The organism is Streptomyces sp. SX-6 (genome assembly GCF_059089585.1).
Map to the genome: position 1 here is coordinate 24765 of NZ_JBTHHU010000050.1, position 17426 is coordinate 42190.

Annotated in this window: 20 protein-coding genes and 1 pseudogene; 4 read left to right on the forward strand and 17 right to left on the reverse strand. The window is 70.7% G+C overall.

All coding sequences use genetic code 11. From position 1 onward, the window contains the following. Nucleotides 1-43 precede the first annotated feature (43 nt). The 3 genes from ACV530_RS34635 to ACV530_RS34645 form a co-directional block, all read right to left on the reverse strand. A complete protein-coding gene (locus ACV530_RS34635; RefSeq protein ID WP_494336684.1) occupies nt 44-349 on the reverse strand; it encodes a DUF6233 domain-containing protein in 306 nt (101 codons plus the stop codon). A gap of 69 nt (nt 350-418) precedes the next feature. Next, nucleotides 419-1051: a hypothetical protein gene (locus tag ACV530_RS34640; protein WP_494336685.1), complete on the reverse strand. Its 633-nt coding sequence runs from the start codon at nt 1049-1051 to the stop codon at nt 419-421. Nucleotides 1052-1596: 545 nt separating this feature from the next. After that, the gene (locus ACV530_RS34645; RefSeq protein WP_494336686.1) at nt 1597-2037 is read right to left on the reverse strand and encodes a hypothetical protein; all 441 of its coding nucleotides are present in this window, start codon (nt 2035-2037) and stop codon (nt 1597-1599) included. 215 nt (nt 2038-2252) lie between these two features. Between ACV530_RS34645 and ACV530_RS34650 the strand changes: the two genes are divergently transcribed. Further along, nucleotides 2253-2600: a hypothetical protein gene (locus tag ACV530_RS34650; protein ID WP_494336687.1), complete on the forward strand. Its 348-nt coding sequence runs from the start codon at nt 2253-2255 to the stop codon at nt 2598-2600. Between the two features lie 272 nt (nt 2601-2872). Here ACV530_RS34650 and ACV530_RS34655 read toward each other — a convergent pair whose 3' ends face one another. The 5 genes from ACV530_RS34655 to ACV530_RS34675 all read right to left on the reverse strand — a co-directional run bounded on the left by ACV530_RS34655 (nt 2873) and on the right by ACV530_RS34675 (nt 6387). Next, on the reverse strand, nt 2873-3190 hold the full coding sequence (locus ACV530_RS34655) for a hypothetical protein (RefSeq protein ID WP_494336688.1): 318 nt from the start codon (nt 3188-3190) through the stop codon (nt 2873-2875). Continuing rightward, on the reverse strand, nt 3187-3480 hold the full coding sequence (locus ACV530_RS34660) for a hypothetical protein (RefSeq protein WP_494336689.1): 294 nt from the start codon (nt 3478-3480) through the stop codon (nt 3187-3189). Before ACV530_RS34660 ends, ACV530_RS34655 begins: the two co-directional genes overlap by 4 nt. A gap of 45 nt (nt 3481-3525) precedes the next feature. Further along, complete coding sequence (locus ACV530_RS34665; RefSeq protein WP_494336690.1) at nt 3526-4452, reverse strand: hypothetical protein; 927 nt, start codon at nt 4450-4452, stop codon at nt 3526-3528. Continuing rightward, a complete protein-coding gene (locus ACV530_RS34670; protein ID WP_494336691.1) occupies nt 4449-4850 on the reverse strand; it encodes a hypothetical protein in 402 nt (133 codons plus the stop codon). Before ACV530_RS34670 ends, ACV530_RS34665 begins: the two co-directional genes overlap by 4 nt. A 67-nt stretch (nt 4851-4917) precedes the next feature. Further along, a complete protein-coding gene (locus ACV530_RS34675; RefSeq protein WP_494336692.1) occupies nt 4918-6387 on the reverse strand; it encodes a hypothetical protein in 1470 nt (489 codons plus the stop codon). Between the two features lie 232 nt (nt 6388-6619). Between ACV530_RS34675 and ACV530_RS34680 the strand changes: the two genes are divergently transcribed. Continuing rightward, nucleotides 6620-7261, forward strand: coding sequence for a J domain-containing protein (locus tag ACV530_RS34680; RefSeq protein ID WP_494336693.1), 642 nt, complete (start codon nt 6620-6622; stop codon nt 7259-7261). A 60-nt stretch (nt 7262-7321) separates the two neighbouring features. Here the strand turns inward: ACV530_RS34680 and ACV530_RS34685 are convergent, their stop codons facing one another. From ACV530_RS34685 to ACV530_RS34720, 8 genes are all read right to left on the reverse strand, one after another. Further along, nucleotides 7322-9322 carry a hypothetical protein gene (locus ACV530_RS34685; RefSeq protein ID WP_494336694.1) on the reverse strand — a complete coding sequence of 667 codons (2001 nt, stop codon included), beginning with the start codon at nt 9320-9322 and terminating at the stop codon, nt 7322-7324. Nucleotides 9323-9670: 348 nt separating this feature from the next. Next, on the reverse strand, nt 9671-9967 hold the full coding sequence (locus ACV530_RS34690; RefSeq protein WP_494336695.1) for a hypothetical protein: 297 nt from the start codon (nt 9965-9967) through the stop codon (nt 9671-9673). A gap of 118 nt (nt 9968-10085) precedes the next feature. Next, on the reverse strand, nt 10086-11135 hold the full coding sequence (locus ACV530_RS34695; RefSeq protein ID WP_494336696.1) for a protein-L-isoaspartate O-methyltransferase family protein: 1050 nt from the start codon (nt 11133-11135) through the stop codon (nt 10086-10088). Nucleotides 11136-11207: 72 nt separating this feature from the next. Further along, nucleotides 11208-11633, reverse strand: coding sequence for a lasso peptide biosynthesis B2 protein (locus ACV530_RS34700; protein WP_494336697.1), 426 nt, complete (start codon nt 11631-11633; stop codon nt 11208-11210). Beyond that, a complete protein-coding gene (locus ACV530_RS34705) occupies nt 11630-11941 on the reverse strand; it encodes a hypothetical protein (RefSeq protein WP_494336698.1) in 312 nt (103 codons plus the stop codon). Before ACV530_RS34705 ends, ACV530_RS34700 begins: the two co-directional genes overlap by 4 nt. Beyond that, a complete protein-coding gene (locus ACV530_RS34710; protein WP_494336699.1) occupies nt 11919-13757 on the reverse strand; it encodes an albusnodin/ikarugamycin family macrolactam cyclase in 1839 nt (612 codons plus the stop codon). Before ACV530_RS34710 ends, ACV530_RS34705 begins: the two co-directional genes overlap by 23 nt. Nucleotides 13758-13886: 129 nt before the next feature. Then, nucleotides 13887-14024: a hypothetical protein gene (locus tag ACV530_RS34715; RefSeq protein WP_494336700.1), complete on the reverse strand. Its 138-nt coding sequence runs from the start codon at nt 14022-14024 to the stop codon at nt 13887-13889. Nucleotides 14025-14147: 123 nt separating this feature from the next. Further along, nucleotides 14148-15035 (reverse strand): DUF6415 family natural product biosynthesis protein, encoded by an 888-nt coding sequence (locus tag ACV530_RS34720; protein WP_494336701.1) that lies wholly within the window; start codon nt 15033-15035, stop codon nt 14148-14150. A gap of 241 nt (nt 15036-15276) precedes the next feature. On the opposite strand from ACV530_RS34720, the gene ACV530_RS34725 reads away from it, so the two are divergent. After that, nucleotides 15277-16143, forward strand: a complete 867-nt coding sequence (locus tag ACV530_RS34725; RefSeq protein WP_494336702.1) for a helix-turn-helix domain-containing protein — start codon at nt 15277-15279, stop codon at nt 16141-16143. Then, nucleotides 16140-16370, forward strand: a complete 231-nt coding sequence (locus ACV530_RS34730; RefSeq protein WP_494336703.1) for a DUF397 domain-containing protein — start codon at nt 16140-16142, stop codon at nt 16368-16370. Before ACV530_RS34725 ends, ACV530_RS34730 begins: the two co-directional genes overlap by 4 nt. Nucleotides 16371-16444: 74 nt before the next feature. Here the strand turns inward: ACV530_RS34730 and ACV530_RS34735 are convergent. After that, nucleotides 16445-17426: pseudogene (locus ACV530_RS34735) on the reverse strand (hypothetical protein); the annotation flags it as partial.

Genomic DNA, 17426 nt, shown 5'->3' on the forward strand with positions numbered 1-17426 from the left:
GAACGGGAGCCACCCTCAGCGCCGGATCTTCCCCGACGCGCGGTCACGAACGGAGCCGCAGCTCAGGCCGGCATCTCGGGCACGGCCGCACGCCGTCCTCGTCCAGTTTCGTCCGGGCCTCTGTCTGTCCGAGCAGGTCGCCCGCGGCCTCCGGGCAGTCCCCGCGGTGAAACGTCCCGCCGTCCTGGCCATCGCGCGCCGGACGGTATGCCAAGCCCAATACACGCCGTGATCCACCCAGGGCTCCGTCAAAGTCGCGAGATGCACCAGTTTGTCCGTCCGGCGTTGGAGCCAGCCTGGCGGCGTGAGCTGCAGGTTCGCCGCAACGAGGGCGCTCCGATCGAGCCACGAAGCGGACAAAACGCGACTTTGACGGGGCCCTGGTGATCCACCATCAGGTGCTCTTTGAAGATGGGCTTTAGATGAAACGCTCCTCCGCTGCGGCGTTGTCAGCCTGGGCTTGAGCGCGGACATCCGGGGTTACGCATACGTGATCGTCCGGCGACGCCTCACGCCACACGTACCCCTGTTGGCAACTGTCCGGCCCGTATGCGCCGGCCGGATCCACCCGTCCGGCCGCTGCGGCGTTGTCGGCCGCGGCTTGGTCACGAACGTCCGGGGTTACGGGTACGTGGTCATCCGGAAATGCTTCCCGCCATACGTAACCCTCTGCACAGGTGTCCGGCCCGTACGCCCCGGAAACCACCCATGCGATTTGTGCATCGTTACCGGAGCCGTCACCGTTCTGATTGGCGACAAGTGGCGGTGGCGCAGAGGCCTGATACGAGTTGGAACCAACCAGGGGGTTGTCCCAGTAGACACGAACGGTCTCGTCATCAGGCGGCGACACCGGAACGGCAGTGTTGTCGTCTTCATACAGTGTCGGGAAGTACCGCACCCAGCCCTCGGTGCCTGACGTATCGGACTCGGCTTCCCAGGTCACTGTGCTCTGCGGGGCAATTTCACTGGGCGGATCAGTTCCGAAGACTCCTTCCAGGCTGTCGTCAACCTTGTTGAGCAGCTGATGATGGGTTGCGTTCGTGAGGCTCATGGTGACACTTCGTGCGGCCATTTTCTCTCCTCCATTTCTCACTTGCCTCCCACTTCAGTGTGTCCCCGTTCGGCCAGCAACACCATGCCCACCACAGCTGGTTACCAGCACCGCGCTCACCGAATTTGACCTCATTAAAGGTGTCAGGTTCATCCAGTTCAGGCGGAGCAGAAGATTATTTAATTCCAGACCGGCGGGCGCCGACTAGTGAGTTCGCGTATTCAATGGTCGAGTGTTTTCCGTGGGGTCCAGCCTGATGGTGACCGTAGGCATTCCCCCACTGCGTAGCGGCTCCAGGTTCTCCGGATTCGCCGGCGACTCTGCCCCAAGTGGGGCGTAGCGCGGGCCCTGAGGGCGCCGTACAGGGAGGACATCTACGGGCCCGTCACCCCTCTTGTGGAGAGACTGCAGCCCATGGAGTTCATCGGCGGGGCCGTCGGCACCCAGATCAACAGCGACGTCCAGGGGCAGCAGCAGTGAGCGTCAGCCTGCCCCTCTTCCGCTACGCGCACGAGGCCACGGGGAACCGGCCAGGCCTGGGGCAATCACGTGACACCCACGACGATGACACCAACTACCCCCAGCACGCAGGCGATGCCGAAGACGTATCGGCTGACGTTCTTCACGCGAGCGCGATCCTTGAGCTGGTTGTCCCCGTAAGCGTCGGCGAGGGACTCCACGTAGATCTGTGCCATGAACATCATCAGGACACCTACGATGACCACTCCCGGGAAACCGGCGAACCACCTGATCCAGAACGGCGCGTTCGCTCCCCTCGCGGTGAGGAGCGCGGCCACTTCCAGGAAGGTCATGGTCGTCAAGGTCCCGATCTGGGTGTACAGCGTGAAGTCGTTACCGCCGCTCTTTTCCCCGCCGCCCTGGACGATCCGCAGGTTGTGGTGGTGGCGGGCCTCCACCACAATGCCCAGCACTACCACCGGAAGCACCTGGGCCAGCAACTGGGCGAACTGCTGTTCCTCCGTCATGCGCCGATGCTCCCAAGCCGCCGGAGCAGGAAGGCGGAGGCAGGAAGGACAGCGTTCCTTCGTCCCTCCGAGACCACCCGGTTGGCACCCGCCGGCGCCTCACGCATACGGCCATGCCTGCCACAGAGGCAGGGCCGATCGTGAGTACGTGTACGGAGACGTTTTGAGTAGCCGCGCCGAGGCGGGCCGCCCGGGGCCGCCGGTTCACTGGCCTCGTGAACAAGCGAGAGAAGATCAGGGACGAGTCCTGGTGGTGCGTGCCGGCCTGGGCCACGCTGCTGGCGCTACTGCTCGGCCCGCTGGCCGTGGGCGTGGGCGGGTTGTCCGGCATGGCCACGGACGGCTGCGCGCCCGACTGCCCGCGGGCCCTGACGGACGGTCTGGCAGCGGTCGGCGCCGGCCTGATGACGACCCTGGTCGCCACGCCGGTGCTCCTGCTGGCGGCCTGGGTGCTGCCGTGGCGGATGCGGTACCGCCCGGCCCGCACGATCGCCGCGGGATGCGCGCTGCTGCCGCCCCTGGCCGTGCTCGCCATGGTGCTCGGCCTGCCGTCGCCCGGGTGACGCGATGTCACCCGGGCCCGCTGTCCAACGCGGCCGGCGGGACGTGACTCAGCGCGCGGACACGCCGGGGAACCGCACCGCCCGCCCGAGGGCCCCCACCAGCCCCCACACTGGGGGCTACGCGCCCATCTCGCGCAGCCGGGCGGGAAGGCGGCGCCGCCTTCCCGCCCGGCTCTTTGCCGCCGACGCGGCTACGGGCCTCCGACCACAAAATCAACGTGGCATCGAGATCCGGAGCGGTCGCCCCTGGGGGCGGTCGTTCCGGGCCCGGTTCAGCTCAGAGCCATGTGCAGGGCGGTGTCGAGAGCGGCGAGCGTGCCCGCCGAGAGGTTCCCAGCCGTCTGGTCTTCCAGTTCGTCCCGGTGCAGGACGGTCGGGAAGTCGGCCATCAGCACGCCCACGAGGGGGTCCGTGTCGGCGAGCGGCACGGCGGTCGGCATGACCAGTGCGCCGGTGGCCGGGTGCAGGGGGACACCGACGAGGGTCGGGGTCAGCTCGTTGCGGTGGTCGTTGCTCACCACCGCGAAGTGGGTGGCGCCCTTGTCGGGCCTTACGACGCGCACCAGGTCACCCCGGCGGTAGGGGCTCACGCGGCGTCGCCCAGGGCGGCCGCGGTGTTCGCGCGGCCGCGCGCCGCGGTGGCGCGCGCCCACTCGGGGTCAAGGGTGCGGGTCATCTGCTGGTAGCCCGCCCTCAGCAGGTGGTCACCGGCCGTGGCGGCGCCGATCCGCAGCAGCTCGCGCAGCACGGAGGCCTGGCTGTCGAGCGGGGCGCCGGCCCTGGCCTTGAGGTAGTCGTGCTCACGGGTGCCGGGCTGGAGAAACGCGGTGATCTCGGCGTCCTCGGCCTCGTCAAGGATCACACTGGTACGCACAGTCATGCGCACAATTCTACGCAGCTACCTGCGCATGGGGGCTGCCTGCTGTCAGTCCGGAAGCCGGGCGATTTGGTCGAGCAGCTGGGCGCGCTCGCGCTCGGAGCGCTGCCGGACGGCCGTCAGGGCGCGCTCGTCGACGGCGGCCGCGAGCCCGGCACGGACGATGCCGGTGAGCTCGGCGGGGGAGAGGGCTTCGGCCTGGACGGTGGCGGGCATGTGGGCGCCTCGGCGGTCGGTGCGCTTTTGCGGTGCGGTCTCCAGCCCGTACGCGGTCACCTGCTCGTCGGTCACGGCCAGCCGTGACACGGCGGGCGGCTCGGCGCCCATCTCCTCCACGAACGTGGCCACGTCGTCGGCGGCCGCGTCCACGATCGACCAGCCCGACGGATCGAGGTCGCCGAGGCTCAGCACGAGGGTGGGCACCTGGCGGGCGGCGATCCGCCGCGCCGCCTCATGCTTCGCGCCGACCGACTCGAACCCCCCGGAGCCGTAGACGACCGTCCCGAACTCGCCGGCCACGTTCGCCACCATGTTCAGCATGCCCACGCTCTCGATCCACAGCTCGACCGCGCGTGGCTGCCCCTCGGTGAGCGGGCGGTGGTAGTCGGCGGCGTCCGCCGCCACGGACTGCCAGAAGTCGGCCGGGCCGTCGTAGCCGGCGGCGGGGCCCATCGACACGGCGCGGTCGTCCCGGATCGCCTCCATCGGGATTATGCGGGCCCGCCGGGCCCGGTTCAGGTGCTCCGTCAGCTTGCCGTAGGCCGCTTCCGTCTTGGGATAGCCGTACGCGCCGATCATGCGGTAAAAGATCTGCCGGCCGCTCATGGGCAGATGCTCGCGGTACTCGTGCAGGATCGCCTGTACCTGCTCGATCAGCCGCAGCGTGGCCGGTCGCGGTGACCACGGGGCGAACCCCCGCGGCCGGATGCGGGTGTAGGTGCGGCCGGAGACGGTGTCACGGCCAGCCGTGTTCATCCGCCCATCCTGGCACCGCGGCGGCTGTCGGGAACCCGTATGCCCTGCCAGCCGTGCCCCAGACCCCGGCGCTCCCGGCGGCTGCGGCGCGGCCGCGTCGGCGCCGCAGGCTCCTCGGCGCTGATGCCCGGCCCGGCCGGCGGAAGGCCCAGCCGCTCGCGCAGCTGGGCCATGGCCGCGTGCACCGGCGCGAGGGTCGCCGCGGCGTCCGGGTGGACGGTCGCCAGGGCCTCGGCGAGCGTTTCGACGCTCTCGACGGCGTCCTCGGCCGCCGCCCGGCTCCAGCTCCCCGGACCGGCCGCGGCGTCATGCAGATGACAGGCGGCGTCGGCCACGGCCTCGGCCCGCTCCCCTACACCGGGCGCCGCCACACTGCCCAGCACGGCCAGGACATCCATGCCCGGCCCAACGACGAACGTCCCGGGGAAGGAACGCCGTAGTGGGCACGGCCCGGACCGGTACCGGCTATCGCTCCTCGGCCATCGGGTGGGTGCTGGCGTAGGCGTCCAGGGCGGCGCGCAGCCGCTCGCCCTCGCGGCCCTCCGGGATCCGCAGCCGCCGCTGGTGCGCGAGTTTGAGCACCGCGGCCCGCCGTCCGGACAGGTCGGCAAGGCCCGTGGGGTTCTGCACGGCCTTCTGGAGATCGGACAGCACCTGATGGGCAGTCTGGGAGAGTCCGCCACCGCCCCGGTTGGTGAACGGGCTGGCTGCCTCGATCAGTTCGGCCTCGGCAGCGTCGGTGTCGTCCACGCCCGGCATCGGTACGCGGGTCTGCCCCGGGATCGGCTCGGACCCGTCCGCTGTGGAGGCCTTCCGCTCTTTCACGCCGCCGGCCTGCGGTTCTTCCCCGCGCTGCTGGATGCGGCTCAGCAGCTCCGCGGCCTGGGCCTTGTAGCTCTCGGCGAGCTGCTGCGCGCCGCTGAGCTGGGTCCGCGCGAGCTCGAGCGCGTGCCGGGCCTCGCCCAGCTGGGTCTGCAGCGTCGTGGCGTCGGCGGCGAGCCGGTCGCGGTCGCGTACGGCCTGGTCCCGGTCCTTCTCGGCGGCGGTGCGCTCCCTGGCCGCCTGCATCACGCCCTCGCGGGCGGTCTGGGCGTCGCTGCGGGCCTGGTCCCGCTCGGCGTAGGCGCTCTGGGCCACCTCCACGGCGGCCTGCCGCTCCTCGACGGCCCGGTCCCGCTCGCCCTCGGCGGCCGTCCGCAGCGCATCGGCGGCACTCGCCCGCTCCCGGGCCTGGTCCCGGTCCTTCTCCATCGCCTGCGCACGCTGGTGCGCGCTCTCGGCCTCGGCCTGGGCGGTCTCCTTCTCCCTCAGGGCGGTGTCGCGCACGTCCCGCGCGTGGGTGAGATCCCGTGCCAACTCCTCGGCCTGGCGCCGCAGATCGTCCCGCTCCGCCTCGGCGGCCCGCTGGGCGGCGGCTGCCTCGTCGGCGTCGGCCTGGGCCTGCCGGATCCGGTCGGCTGCCGCCGCCGCGTCCTCGTCCGCTTTCGCCTCGGCCTCGGCCCGGGCCTCCTCGGCGGACTCGGCGGACTCCACCGCCGCGTCAAGCGAGGCCTTGAGGGACTGCTGGGCGGCGCGGGCCTCGACGGACTCGGCCTCCGCCTTGGCGACCCGGGCCCTGACCGACATCGGGTCGAGCTCCTGGCGCTCGCGGTGCAGCATGCCCACCAACTGTGAGGCGCCCGCGATCAGCCGCACCAGCTCCTCGACGGTGTCCGCGGTCGCCGCGGGGGCGCCGCCACCGGGGCCGTCCTTCTTCACGGCCTCGGTGGCGTCGTACATCTTCTTCCGGCAGGCCTGCGAGCAGTACAGGCGGGGCCGGCCGGTCGCGGCCGGCACGAAATGCCGGTCGCATCCGTCCCGCGCGCACTTGCGCATCTCCCGGCGCGGCTCGTCGAACGTCCCGGCGGTCGTCTCGTCGGATGTCGTCTCCGTCATGCGCGACAGCCTACCGGGTTTCGTCCACCATTTCAGCGTTTCGTTCAAACAGAACGGAACAAAACAAAAGACTTTAGTTCTGTTCCGTTTCATTTGAATGGAACAGAACTAAAGGGGATCCGACGCTCGGCGGCGCGTTCCGTCACGCGTTACCGCAACGCGTGACGGTGAGGTAGGTTCGGCCGTCACGCGTTGCGGTAACGCGTGACAGGGCAGGGAAAGGTAGGTCCCGATGGCCACTGCAGCGCGAGAGCGCCGCGTCTGTGAGGCGTGCTCAAAGCGGTTCATCGCCCGCAGCCCGCGGGCCCTGTACTGCTCGCCGGCCTGCCGCACGCGGGCCTACCGGACGGCCAACGGCCTCTACAGCCAGGACGCGGGGACGGTGTCCTACAGCCGGTGCCAGCAGTGCGCTACCGACTTCCGGTGGGTGCGCTCGCGCTCGGGCGACCAGCGGATGTACTGCTCCTCCGCCTGCAAGCAGAGGGCCTACCGCGACCGCCAGCGCGGCGAGCACGACCGCCAGGAACGCATCCGGCGCGAGTGGGAACGCGCCCAGCAGCGGATGCGCGACGAGCGCGAGCGTGCTGACCGGCAGCAACGGGAGGAACAGCAGCGGCAACAGCGTGAGCGCCAACAGCGCGCCTCGTCCGGCGGGTACGGGGGCCGCAGCCGGCGCAACTCCATGACGTCGTCTCAGGCCAGGACGATGCTCTTCGAGATGGCGGGCCTGACGGACGACGGCACGACGACGCTGAAAAAGGCCTACCGCGTCGCGGCCCGGCGTCACCACCCTGATCTCAACGGCGGCGACGGCGAGGCCTTCAAGCGGCTCGAGGAAGCGGCCAACCTGCTGCGCTCGCTTGGCCTGCTCTAGCCCCGGCCGCCGGCCTCCTGCCGCCGTTGCGCCTCGTTGGTTTCACGGGCGCGGCGACGCTCACGCGGTCTTCAACTCCTCGGCGACACGGGCGCGTGCGGCGGCGTGGTCGGCCCGGCCGTCCGCGCCGCGGGGGTAGCGCCGCCGCACCTGGCGCCCGAGCCCGGCGAACGTGAACGTGCCCTGGTCACGGTGGACTCTCCGGCCGGTGCGGACTCCCGTCTTGGGGCTGCGCATCCACGCCTCTTCGTCCTGCCACCACCGGTACAGCCGGATCTCCTCGGCGTACGCGCGGGCCCGGCGGGCACGGGTGCCGTGGGCGCCCAGTGCCCGTGCAGCGGCCGTCAGAGCCCCTTCCCGCACCCGCCAGCGCACCACGCCCTTACGGGCCTCGTGCGCCCTTCTGCGGGCCTGGTGAGGCTCCTGGAGCCACCGCCCGCCCGTCGTCCGGCACGGGTCTCCCGGCACCGCCCCGCACTCGGTACAGCCGTGGTGCACAACCCTGGTGGCCTGGGTGAGCATCAGCAGGGCCCGCATCCGGCGCACGTGCACCAGGACCGTACGGACCCCGTAGCCGGTGAGCTCGCACAACTCCCTGACACCCAACGGCCCGTTCTCGGCGTGCTCCTGCAGTACCTGATGAACACGGGCAGCGTGGTGCCCCAGACCGCCGGGAAACGGGCGGGCCCTGAACCGGTAAGTGAACACGTCCGAGGCTGCCGCTGCGAGGCGTTCCTGAAGACGGGAGATCCAGTGTTCCCGCTGAGCAGGAGGGGAGGCTGCGGGGGGCGGGGTTCCTTGTGTCCCACCCTGTGATGAGGGGGACTCAGGTGTGGCGGGGGGGGGCATGAGCTCCCATGTGGCGGCCGGGCCGGTGCTCTCACGGGGCGTCACGTAACCGTCCGCGGTGAGCCGCTTGCCCAGGGCGCGGCTCATGGTGCTGCGGCCGTGACCGGTCGCCAGCGCGGCACGGCGGGCGTCCAGGGCGAGCACCAGCGATCCGGACCGCAGCGCCAGCAGACACAGCAGATCCAGCGCGTACCGGTCGGCGGGGCCCGACTTGCCCGCCCACCGCTCCGGGGTGGCGTCGGCGGCCGCCTGCACCGCGATGACGCGCTCCAGCACGGGCACCAGCCGCTCCGACCACTGCACGGAGTCGTCCGGAGCGGGCAGACGCGCGGCGTAGGACACGGCCCGCTCCCACTGGCGGCGCAGACGGCGCACCGCGTGCTCCTCGTCCAGGACCACCCGCAGCGTGCCGCGCCGCTTGCTGTACGCGTGCAGCAACCCGCCGGTGCGGTAACGGGCCTCGGCTGCCGCCAGATTGCGCACCATGGGCCACGTCCAGCGGCGCACCGCCAGGCGCACCAGCACCGAGGCCAGATGCGCGCTCGCGTCGTCGGGCACCTGGCTCAGCATCGCCATCGTGGCCTCGTCGAGCGCGCTTTGGGGGGTGCCGGCCAGCCGCGGGCCATGCTCGTCGTCCAGCACCACGGTGCGGCGCGGCGCGGCGGGCTGCCGCGCGGCCGCCGGGTCGGCACCCACGAGCACCGCCAACCGCTCGAACGCCTCGGCGGTATTGCCGCACGTGTGCGGGCTCAGGCGGCGCAGGGCCTCGGCCTCGTCCGCCGGGGCGTCGAGCTCGCTACGGCCGCCCGCACGGTGCGGGGCACCCACCGGACGCACCGCACCCGACCGCGGGTTGCACAGCATGCCGTAGTCGAGCGTCGGCAGCACCCTGCCCGCAGACCTGCCCAGCGCGGCGACGAACCCCGCCGGAAGCGGCTCGGCACTCATCACCCACACGTGCCGCCCGCCCCCCGGACCGGACCGGGCGACCACGTACGACAGCCCCGCCTCGTCCAGCCACCCCAGCAGCACCACGAGATCAGGGCCGACGTCACCGCGGCTGACGTCCAAGTCGAAGACCAGGACGCGGAACCGCTGCTGACGATCCGCAAGGTAGACGGCGTACGGCGCGGCCGGCTCGACCGCGGGCATGGGCGCATCGCGGTACGCGTGCAGCCACCGGCCGTACGCATCGCAGGTGTCAATCCGCACACGCTCACGCGGAGAAAAAACCTGCCAAAAACGGAAAAAAATACCTGATTTGGCGGTGACGGTGTCGACATATTGGCCCGGCAATGACACACCAGGACAGGGCATGGGGGTGCCGTCACCGCAGCTCGCTGATACGATGACAGCGCTCCTCGGTGCTATGAGGACGCACGTAGCCCCCGCCCGGCGGCCTAGGAAACCGTCACCGCGGGCGTGTTCGTGCTGATCGTGGGATCGGGACTCAGCCGTGTTGAAAAGGTCGCCACCTTGGTGGGCTGAGATCCCGGGCGCCTGGAGCTATGCGAGCCAGCCGGTTAGGAAGTGCCGGCAAGAAGGCATCGCTCCCTCAACTCATCCGGCCTCCTTCAGAGCGCCGTTCTTAAGCTGCACGTTCTCCGGCCAGCCCACGGGCATGCCCGTCACCGGGTCAATCTCCAGCGTCTCGACAAGGTTGTTGAGGAACCCGGAAATCGAGAGATTCAGCCGTTCGCAGACGTCGATCAGCTTCATTGCTGTCTCCGGCGTGAAGCTGGTGCCTGGACGGTAAGACTCGCCACTGGCCGGGTTGTACTTCGGGGCGGTATACCGCGTCCCACGCGGCAACCCGCGCCCCCGGCGTTGCTGACGATCCTTCATGGCAGCGATCATGCCACATTTCTGCTGCACTGTGGGCGCAAGTGCAGCACTTTTGTTGCGCGTGTCGCACTGCCGCAGCGATCAATGCCAAGGTCGAACTGCCGTGCTTGTGCTGGTGGTGTCGCGGCTGTCATGTCCGGGTGAGCCGCAGGTGCCATCCGGCGCCGGGCTCGGGTTCGAGGTGCGGGGCGAGCTGTGCCGTCCTGCTGTGCTGCCACTGCTCCAGCCACGTGCGGAGCACCGTGAGCGACGGGGAGTTGGGGGCGTCCGCGATGATGTGCCGTCGCTCCTTGTGGAGCACGGCGGCGGTGCCGTGGGGGGTGCTGTGGCCGATGGCGAGGCCTCCGCCGATGTGTGCCATGGTCAAATGCGGGTCGGCGGCCGCGGCGAGGTGAGCCGCGATGCTGTACCAGTCAGCTCCGGTGGGAGTGTCCTCGTAGGGCTCGCTGTGGCTGCCCTCGGCGGTCAGAGCGTGGAGGGCTTCGTACGCGCCGGTGCTGCGGTAGTCGTCGGCCTCGCGCCATGCGGTGGAGATCCACCGTGTTTCGGGGTGGTAGTCGAGCCAGTCGACCCACCGGCCGGGCACGTCCTCGTCCGGCTTGGACTGGGGCACCATCTCGGTGTATCCGCCGGGCACCACGTCGACGGCGGTCGGCGAGGCGCCGGTACGGCGGATGCGGGCGACGGCGGTGGTGTGGGGAACGGGGGCGAGCGGGAGCGGGGCGACGATCAGCCCGTCCTCGGCGAGCTGGTCGAGCCATGCCGCTGGCAGGAGGGGCGGGGTTGCCCACGCAATGATGCGGTCGTACGGGGCCGCGGTGGCCCAACCGTGCTGCCCGTCTGCGGCCCGGCACTCGACGTTGTTCGCGTCGCGTTCGGCGTGGATGCGGTTGGCCCATCGGGCGAGAAACGGGCTGATGTCGAGACTCACCACCTGGCCGTCGTCGCCGACGAGGTGGGAGAGCAGGGCGCTGGAGTAGCCGGATCCGGTGCCGATCTCCAGTACGCGCATGCCCGGTTGTACGTCCAGGGCCCTCAACTCGCGGTGGACGGCAACGGGGTTCGAGCGGTGGATGGTCTCGCCGCGCTCGTGGTGGTGGGTGTAGTGACGCTCAGGGACGACGGCGGCAGCCTCGGTGACGGCGTCGCGCTCGCCAGTGGCGGTGTCGGTCACGGTCATGACGGGTGGGGTCCTCCTGGTGCGGGCGGTCAACGGGTGCAACGAGCGGCAAAACGATGGGGCTCGAGCGGGTTAGATCGTGAAGGCGGGCCGGTGGTGCCATCCGGCCGTCGTGTCTTCGCCGATGGGGGTGCCGTCGTCGAGCGCAACCCACGCGTGGAACTCGACGGGTGGCGGTGTGAAGCGCACGCCGACCGACCACGCGAGGCGGCGGCCGCACAGTGCGGCGGCAAGGGTGGCGGCCAACGACGATTCGAGGCAGGCAAGTCGGCGGGGCAGGTGGCGGCCGGTCCATCGGACGGCGGCCACCAGGTCCTCGGCGAGCTCCGCGCTTATGGGCTGGCGGCCGACGATGCACGCCGTCGTGGCGACGCGTATGGCGACGGAGAGCGGCAGCGCGAGGACGACCACGGCAGCGGTGAGCCCGGCCGTGGCGGCGAGGCGGTGCCGCAGAGCGACGGCGGGCCTGGCCTCGGTGGTGGCGACGGGCATGCTCATCGCCACCACCCCCGGCGCCACCGTGGGGCCATGGCCTGGCGGATGAGGCCTCGGTGCCGGAGTTCGGTGATCAGGCGGGCCATGTCGGCGTCGACCTGTTCGGCGGGCGCCTGACAGCTGACGGCAACGGTGTCAGCGGCAGCGTGGTGCCCGAGGCCTTCCCGGGTACGGAGGTGGAGGTATTGCCCTGCGGGTGCCCCGATCACCAGGCAGCCGGCCCGGTCGGCTCGGGCCCGGGTGTCGATGAGGGCGCCGCCGTCGGCGGCTGCCACCAGGTACACCCCTCTACTCAGCGTCAGCTCGGGCATGGGACTCGTCCTCCTCCCACCAGGTATGCACGTTGGCGCGCTCGAGGGTCCGCAGCCACACCTCAGCGGTGACGGCGAGGTGGATGGCGCCAAGTGGAGCCGGAAGACCCAGCCGCGCCCGGTTGAGGGCCTCAACGGGCTGGGCGGGGTCGAGCAGACCGGCCCGTGCGAGCCGCGAGCCGGGGCCGAGGAGATCGCAAAGCACCCGCTCGTGACGGCGGATACCGTCGTAGACGATCGCATTCATCAGGCCTTTGGTGGTCCGGCCGAGCACGTACTCGGGCACGATCCCCCGCATGGCGGCGAGCAGCGGCTTGTAGCGGCCGGGGTGGGCACGCTCGGCGGCGGGGACCGCCAGACAGACCCGCATCACCTCGTTGTCCAGGTACGGGGCGGCGATCTGGATGTTGCGCTCGGCATGCACAGCATCGGCGAACGACGCCACGTCGCGGGCGATCTGCTCGATCTCCTGACGGTCGACGAAGGCGGCCACCGTCGTGCGGCTACGCGGGTCGGCTTCCCACTGCCCGGCGGTCTCCTCGAGCTGCGCGGCGAGCAGGTGCCGGGCACCGGGGGTGAGCCAGTCGGCTCCGGCAACGGTGGTCGCCCACCGCCACGGACGAGTTGCGGCCGGGACCCAGGGACCGGGCGGGCGCCGCAGCATCACGGCAGTACGGCGCAGGTCCGCCGTCAAAGACCTGGTCGCTGCCGGGCGGGCCCGGTTGAGCACGTCGACAGGGGACGTGCGCAGGGTCCGGGCGTGAAGGCGCGCGTGGCTGTAGGCGGTTGGCCAGCGGTTGTCTCTGATCAGGTCGGAGAGGTAGACGATCGAGGACCCTATGACGGTGTCGCCGGCTGCCCCGGTCAGATGCAGCGTGCTGCCGCGCTCGGCGACGACGTCCAGCGCGGCGGCCTTCATGGCGGCGGTGACGGCGTAGGCGTTGGGGGCGTCGGTGACCGGCTGGCGGTCGAGCCGGTCCATGCCGGTGTAGTAGTCGGTATGCGGGCCTCCGGTGACCAGCCGGTGCGCGAGTTTCGGCGTCATGGCGGCGGTGCGGGCGGCGTAGTGGGGGTCGTCGCTGCGTAACCGGGAGTCGACGAAGGTCACGGCAATCGTCTCGCGCCGCTGGGCCGCGATGCACGCGAGGGTCGTCGAGTCGAGCCCGGCGAGGTCGGCTGAGACGGCGCCATGGTCGGTCATCCGCGCCGTGACGGCCCGGTTCAGGACCTCGTGCAGCTGTTCGCCTGCGTCGACGAGCGGCAGCGGCGCCGGTTCGAGCTCGAACCGGGCCACAACGGCGCCGCGTTCGTCGTCGAGCAGCAGGACATGCCCCGGTGGTACTCGGCGCACGCTGGGGAACAGTGACCGGCCGCGGAAAAGATAGGGAGAGGGGATCGCCACGGCGGCGGCCACCATCGCCACGTCGGGCCGCTCGCCGTCGAGCGCGGCGAGCGGGACGGCTGCCGTTGACCAGCGCACCCCCTCGGCCTCGCGGCGGTAGTAGACGGTATGGAGCCCGGCGAGGTCGCCGAGTACCGCTGTGGTGCTGCCGGTTCGTGCCACGACGAGGTAGGAGCCCGACCAGCGGGTGAGCTCGCACCAGCGTCCAGCTGCCGCATGGTGCGGTGCGGCCTTCATTTGCGTCTCGGTGGCGTGGCAGTCGCCGACCGTCGCGACGATGGCGCCGGCGCCCCGGCGGATGCGGATCTGATAGGGCGCCGCATCGGACACCCACGCGTCAAGCCCGGCAAGTTCGGTCGCTCGTCGCGGGCGCCTCGGCCGCACTCGGCCCCGGTAGCCCGTGGTCCAGCGCATGAGTCCTCCTGCATCACAAAGAAGGGGAGAGAATGCGGACGGGCCCGGGGCGCGTTCATCGCCCCGGGCCCGCGCTGACCAACGCAGAGGTAGTCACGGCGCGGTTTCACTTTCACCGCGCCGCCTGCGTCAGGTCTTGTACTGGGTGTCGTCGGCGGAGTCGTTGTACTGGGTACCGCGCACGGTCTCCTTGACCGGACCGGCCTCGACGACCACCGGCGCGGTGTAGCTCGCGAGCAGCTCGGCCGTGGTGATGGTCTCGTCCATGGTCTTCACCTCCTCCCTGTTCGCCGCGCCGTCCGCTTCCTGGTGGAGCGGATCGGCGGCTGTGCAGCCCGGCGGGCACGGCTGGCGACCGTGTCGTGCCGGGGGCTTGGGCCGTCCAGCGCGCTACGCGCTGCCGGACGGGAGTTCGTGGACCCTGCGGCCTCGTGTGCCGGGGATGGCGGGATGGTCACCGTCGCCGACGACCCTCAGGAGGTGCGCGCACATCCGGGCGAGCTGCTGCACCGTCGGGGCGTCGTACCGGAGCACGTACCGGGCGACTTCAAGAGAAAGCCGGAAGTAGCTCGTGCAACCGGCGGCGGCCGCCTTCTCCGCGATCGGCAAGAGAAGTTGGAGGTGGCCGCGGAGGCGATGGGCTACCTCCGGGGACGGCTCCGTGTTGGGCGCGAGCGCGGCCGCGATGGTGCTGCCGATGGTCTCGACGTCGACCGGGAGGTCCTCAACATCCTCGTCGACGGGTACGACGCGGGAGCGGGGAAGGAAGAGGACGGCCCACACCAGCGTGCCGCCCCACTGCGGCCGACACCCCCACCGACCCGCCAACCGGTCAACGAGAAGCAAGCCACGGCCACGCACCTCGTCGTCACCAGCCACTCGCGGGGCGAGCTGCCGGAACGGGCCACCGTCGAGCACGGACACCGTAGCCGTGCCCCCGCCGTACGACACCACAACCCGGAAGTCACAACCGGTGGCGTGCTGTACGGCGTTCGCCGCGAGCTCGGACACGACGGTCTCGGCGTCCTCGATGACCGTCCGGGGCAGTCTCCACGCCGTCATCGCTGCGCGTACACGGCGGCGAGCACTGCCGGGCGCCTCAGGCGTCCGGTCGAATCGCCAACTCTGCCGGTTCGCGGCGGATCCGGCGAGAACCGCCAGTGTGCTCAGCGCGCGGTGCGTCGAGCCACCACGTAACTGACTGATGCCGCCTGGCGGAACGTACTGCAGAGCTGCGCGGCCCGGGGGCCTCTCGATGGGCTGCGGCGTGAGTGCCATATCGGGCTCCACTCGTCAGAGTCGATGATCGACAACGCGCCACCGGCTCGCTACACGACGTGTCGGCGTGCCCCTAGAGTGGACCTGAATTCCCACCCATGCAATCCCACTGACGGGATTTCACTCTCGTTGGCTGTCTGGAGAGGGGCCCTGGACCTTGCCTGACCTCGGAATCAGCGATACGGCAGAATCGCGGGCAGCAATCACACGCACACGGCGACGGCGGCGAGGAGCACGGCACATGCAGGGACCCACCGTGCGACGGAAGCGCCTGGGCAGCGAGCTCCGGCGCCTCCGCGAGCTGAAAGGCGAGGACCAAGCTGCGGTCGCCAGCCTGTTGGAGTGCTCCAAATCCAAGATCTCCCGCCTGGAGAAGGGGCAGCAGGGCGGCCGGATCAAGCACGCTGAACTGCTGCTTCTCCTCGACCACTTCGGGGTCAAAGATCCCGCTGGCCGTGATGCTCTCATCCTGATTCACCGGGAGGCGTCCAGGATCGGTTGGTGGGAGGAACCGAGCCTGGAGGCAGTGCTACCGAGCGGCCTTGGCGTGTACGTCGGGCTCGAGGCGGATGCCCACCGACTCGGCAGTTTTGAGCTGGGGTACATCCCGGGACTGCTCCAGACCGAGGAGTACGCCCGCGCCGTCCTCTCGGACAACGGCCGTCGCAGCGCGAGCGATGCCGCCGAACTGGTAAAGGTCCGCATGCGACGGCAGGAGCGGATCACCACCGACGCTGATCCGCTCGAGCTGTGGGCGGTGGTCGATGAAGCCGCGCTCCGACGGCCCGTCGGCGGCCCTTCGGTGATGCGCGACCAGCTACACGCACTGATCGCGGCAGCCGACCGGCCCCACATCACGATCCAGGTCTATCCCCTGCGCAAGGGGGAGTACGCGGGGCAGCGCGGCCCATTCACGATCATGGAATTCGCCCCCGAGGACCCGCGCATTGCCTATGTGGACAGCCCGGGAGGGAACCTCTTCCTTGAGAAGCCCGACCAAGTACAAGCCCTCGTCGACGTGTTCAACCATCTCCGCGCGGGCGCCCTCGACGAGGCGGAATCCACAGCGCTCATCTCTGCGCTGGCAGCAAAGGAGTACCCGCAGTGAAACCGCATCAGCCCGCCCAAACACCCCTGCCTCAGTCGCCCCAGTGGTTCAAATCCAGCTACAGCAGCAACAACGGTGCGTGCGTGGAAGCCGCACACCTGCACGGAGCGGCCATAGCCTCCATGGCCTTCCGCGACTCCAAGCGCACGGACGGCCCGTCACTCCTGGTCCCCGCTCCGGCCGCCCACGACTTCATCGACGCAGTCAAAACCGGACTGTTCAGGTAACCGCCCGCACTCAGGGGCCGGGCACGGATGGCCCCGGCCCCCTCGTCGTTGTGCGGGTTGCGCAACTGCTACGGCTACGCGGCAGCAAGCTCCCGGGCGTCCGTGTGGGTGTGTGCGTCATCGGTGGCGGCGTCGAACAACACTGCGTCGGAGGTAGAGCCGTTGACGCGGCTCGCCTTGTCGGCCGTGCGACTTTGCGCGGCGGCCTGTGCAGGCAGTGTGACGGCGGTAAGCCGCGCAAGCTCGCGACGGAAGTCCTTGATCCAGTGGCGGGCAGTGCTCGGATCCCGCCCGCCGGCCTCGGCCAGTTCCTCGTCACTCGGCTCTCGGCCCTCGGTGTGGGCGAGCTGGTAATACAGTCCCCACCCGGCCCGCTTGGCCTCGGACCGCCACTCGGGCGGCTGCTGGCCTTCCGGGCTCGTGAGCGCGTCCAAAACCTCCTCGCGGGCCTGCTGTAGGGCCAGCAGCGCGGCGCGGCGCGCTGCTTCGGCCGCACGGGCTTCGTCGCGGGCGGCCGCGGCCACCGCGGTCTCTTTGCTGGCTGCCTCCTCGGCCCGCTCGCGCTCCGCCTGGAGAAGGGCCGTGGCCTCCGCCTGACGGCGGCGCTCGTCCTGGTCCTTCACGATCTCCTGCCGCAGTTGCTCGGCTTCGGCCGTGAGCTGGCGCACGAGCTCCTGTGCTTGCTGGACGCCGTCGGCCGCAGCTTCCCGGGCGGCCTGGGCCTCCCGGGCTTGGCGTCCGGCATCCTCAGCTGCGGCCCTGCGGCGCGTCACCTCGTCCTCGGCCTCAGCGAGTTCCGTCCGCAGCCGCTGCACGTCGTCGGCCACGGCTGCCTTCTCTTCCGCGGTCGCGGTTGCACTCTGCCGCACTCGCTCCGCGCGGTCCCGCAGCTCCTCAACCTCAGCAGCCAGGGTCTCCCGCACAGACTCCACAGCCTGCCGCGCAGCCTCCGCGTCGTCTGCGGCCTGACGCTTGCTCGCGGCCTCCGCCTCGGCCGCTTCCCGCACACGCTCCGCCTCGGTGACCACCTGCGCCGCACACTCCCGCGCGGCCTCC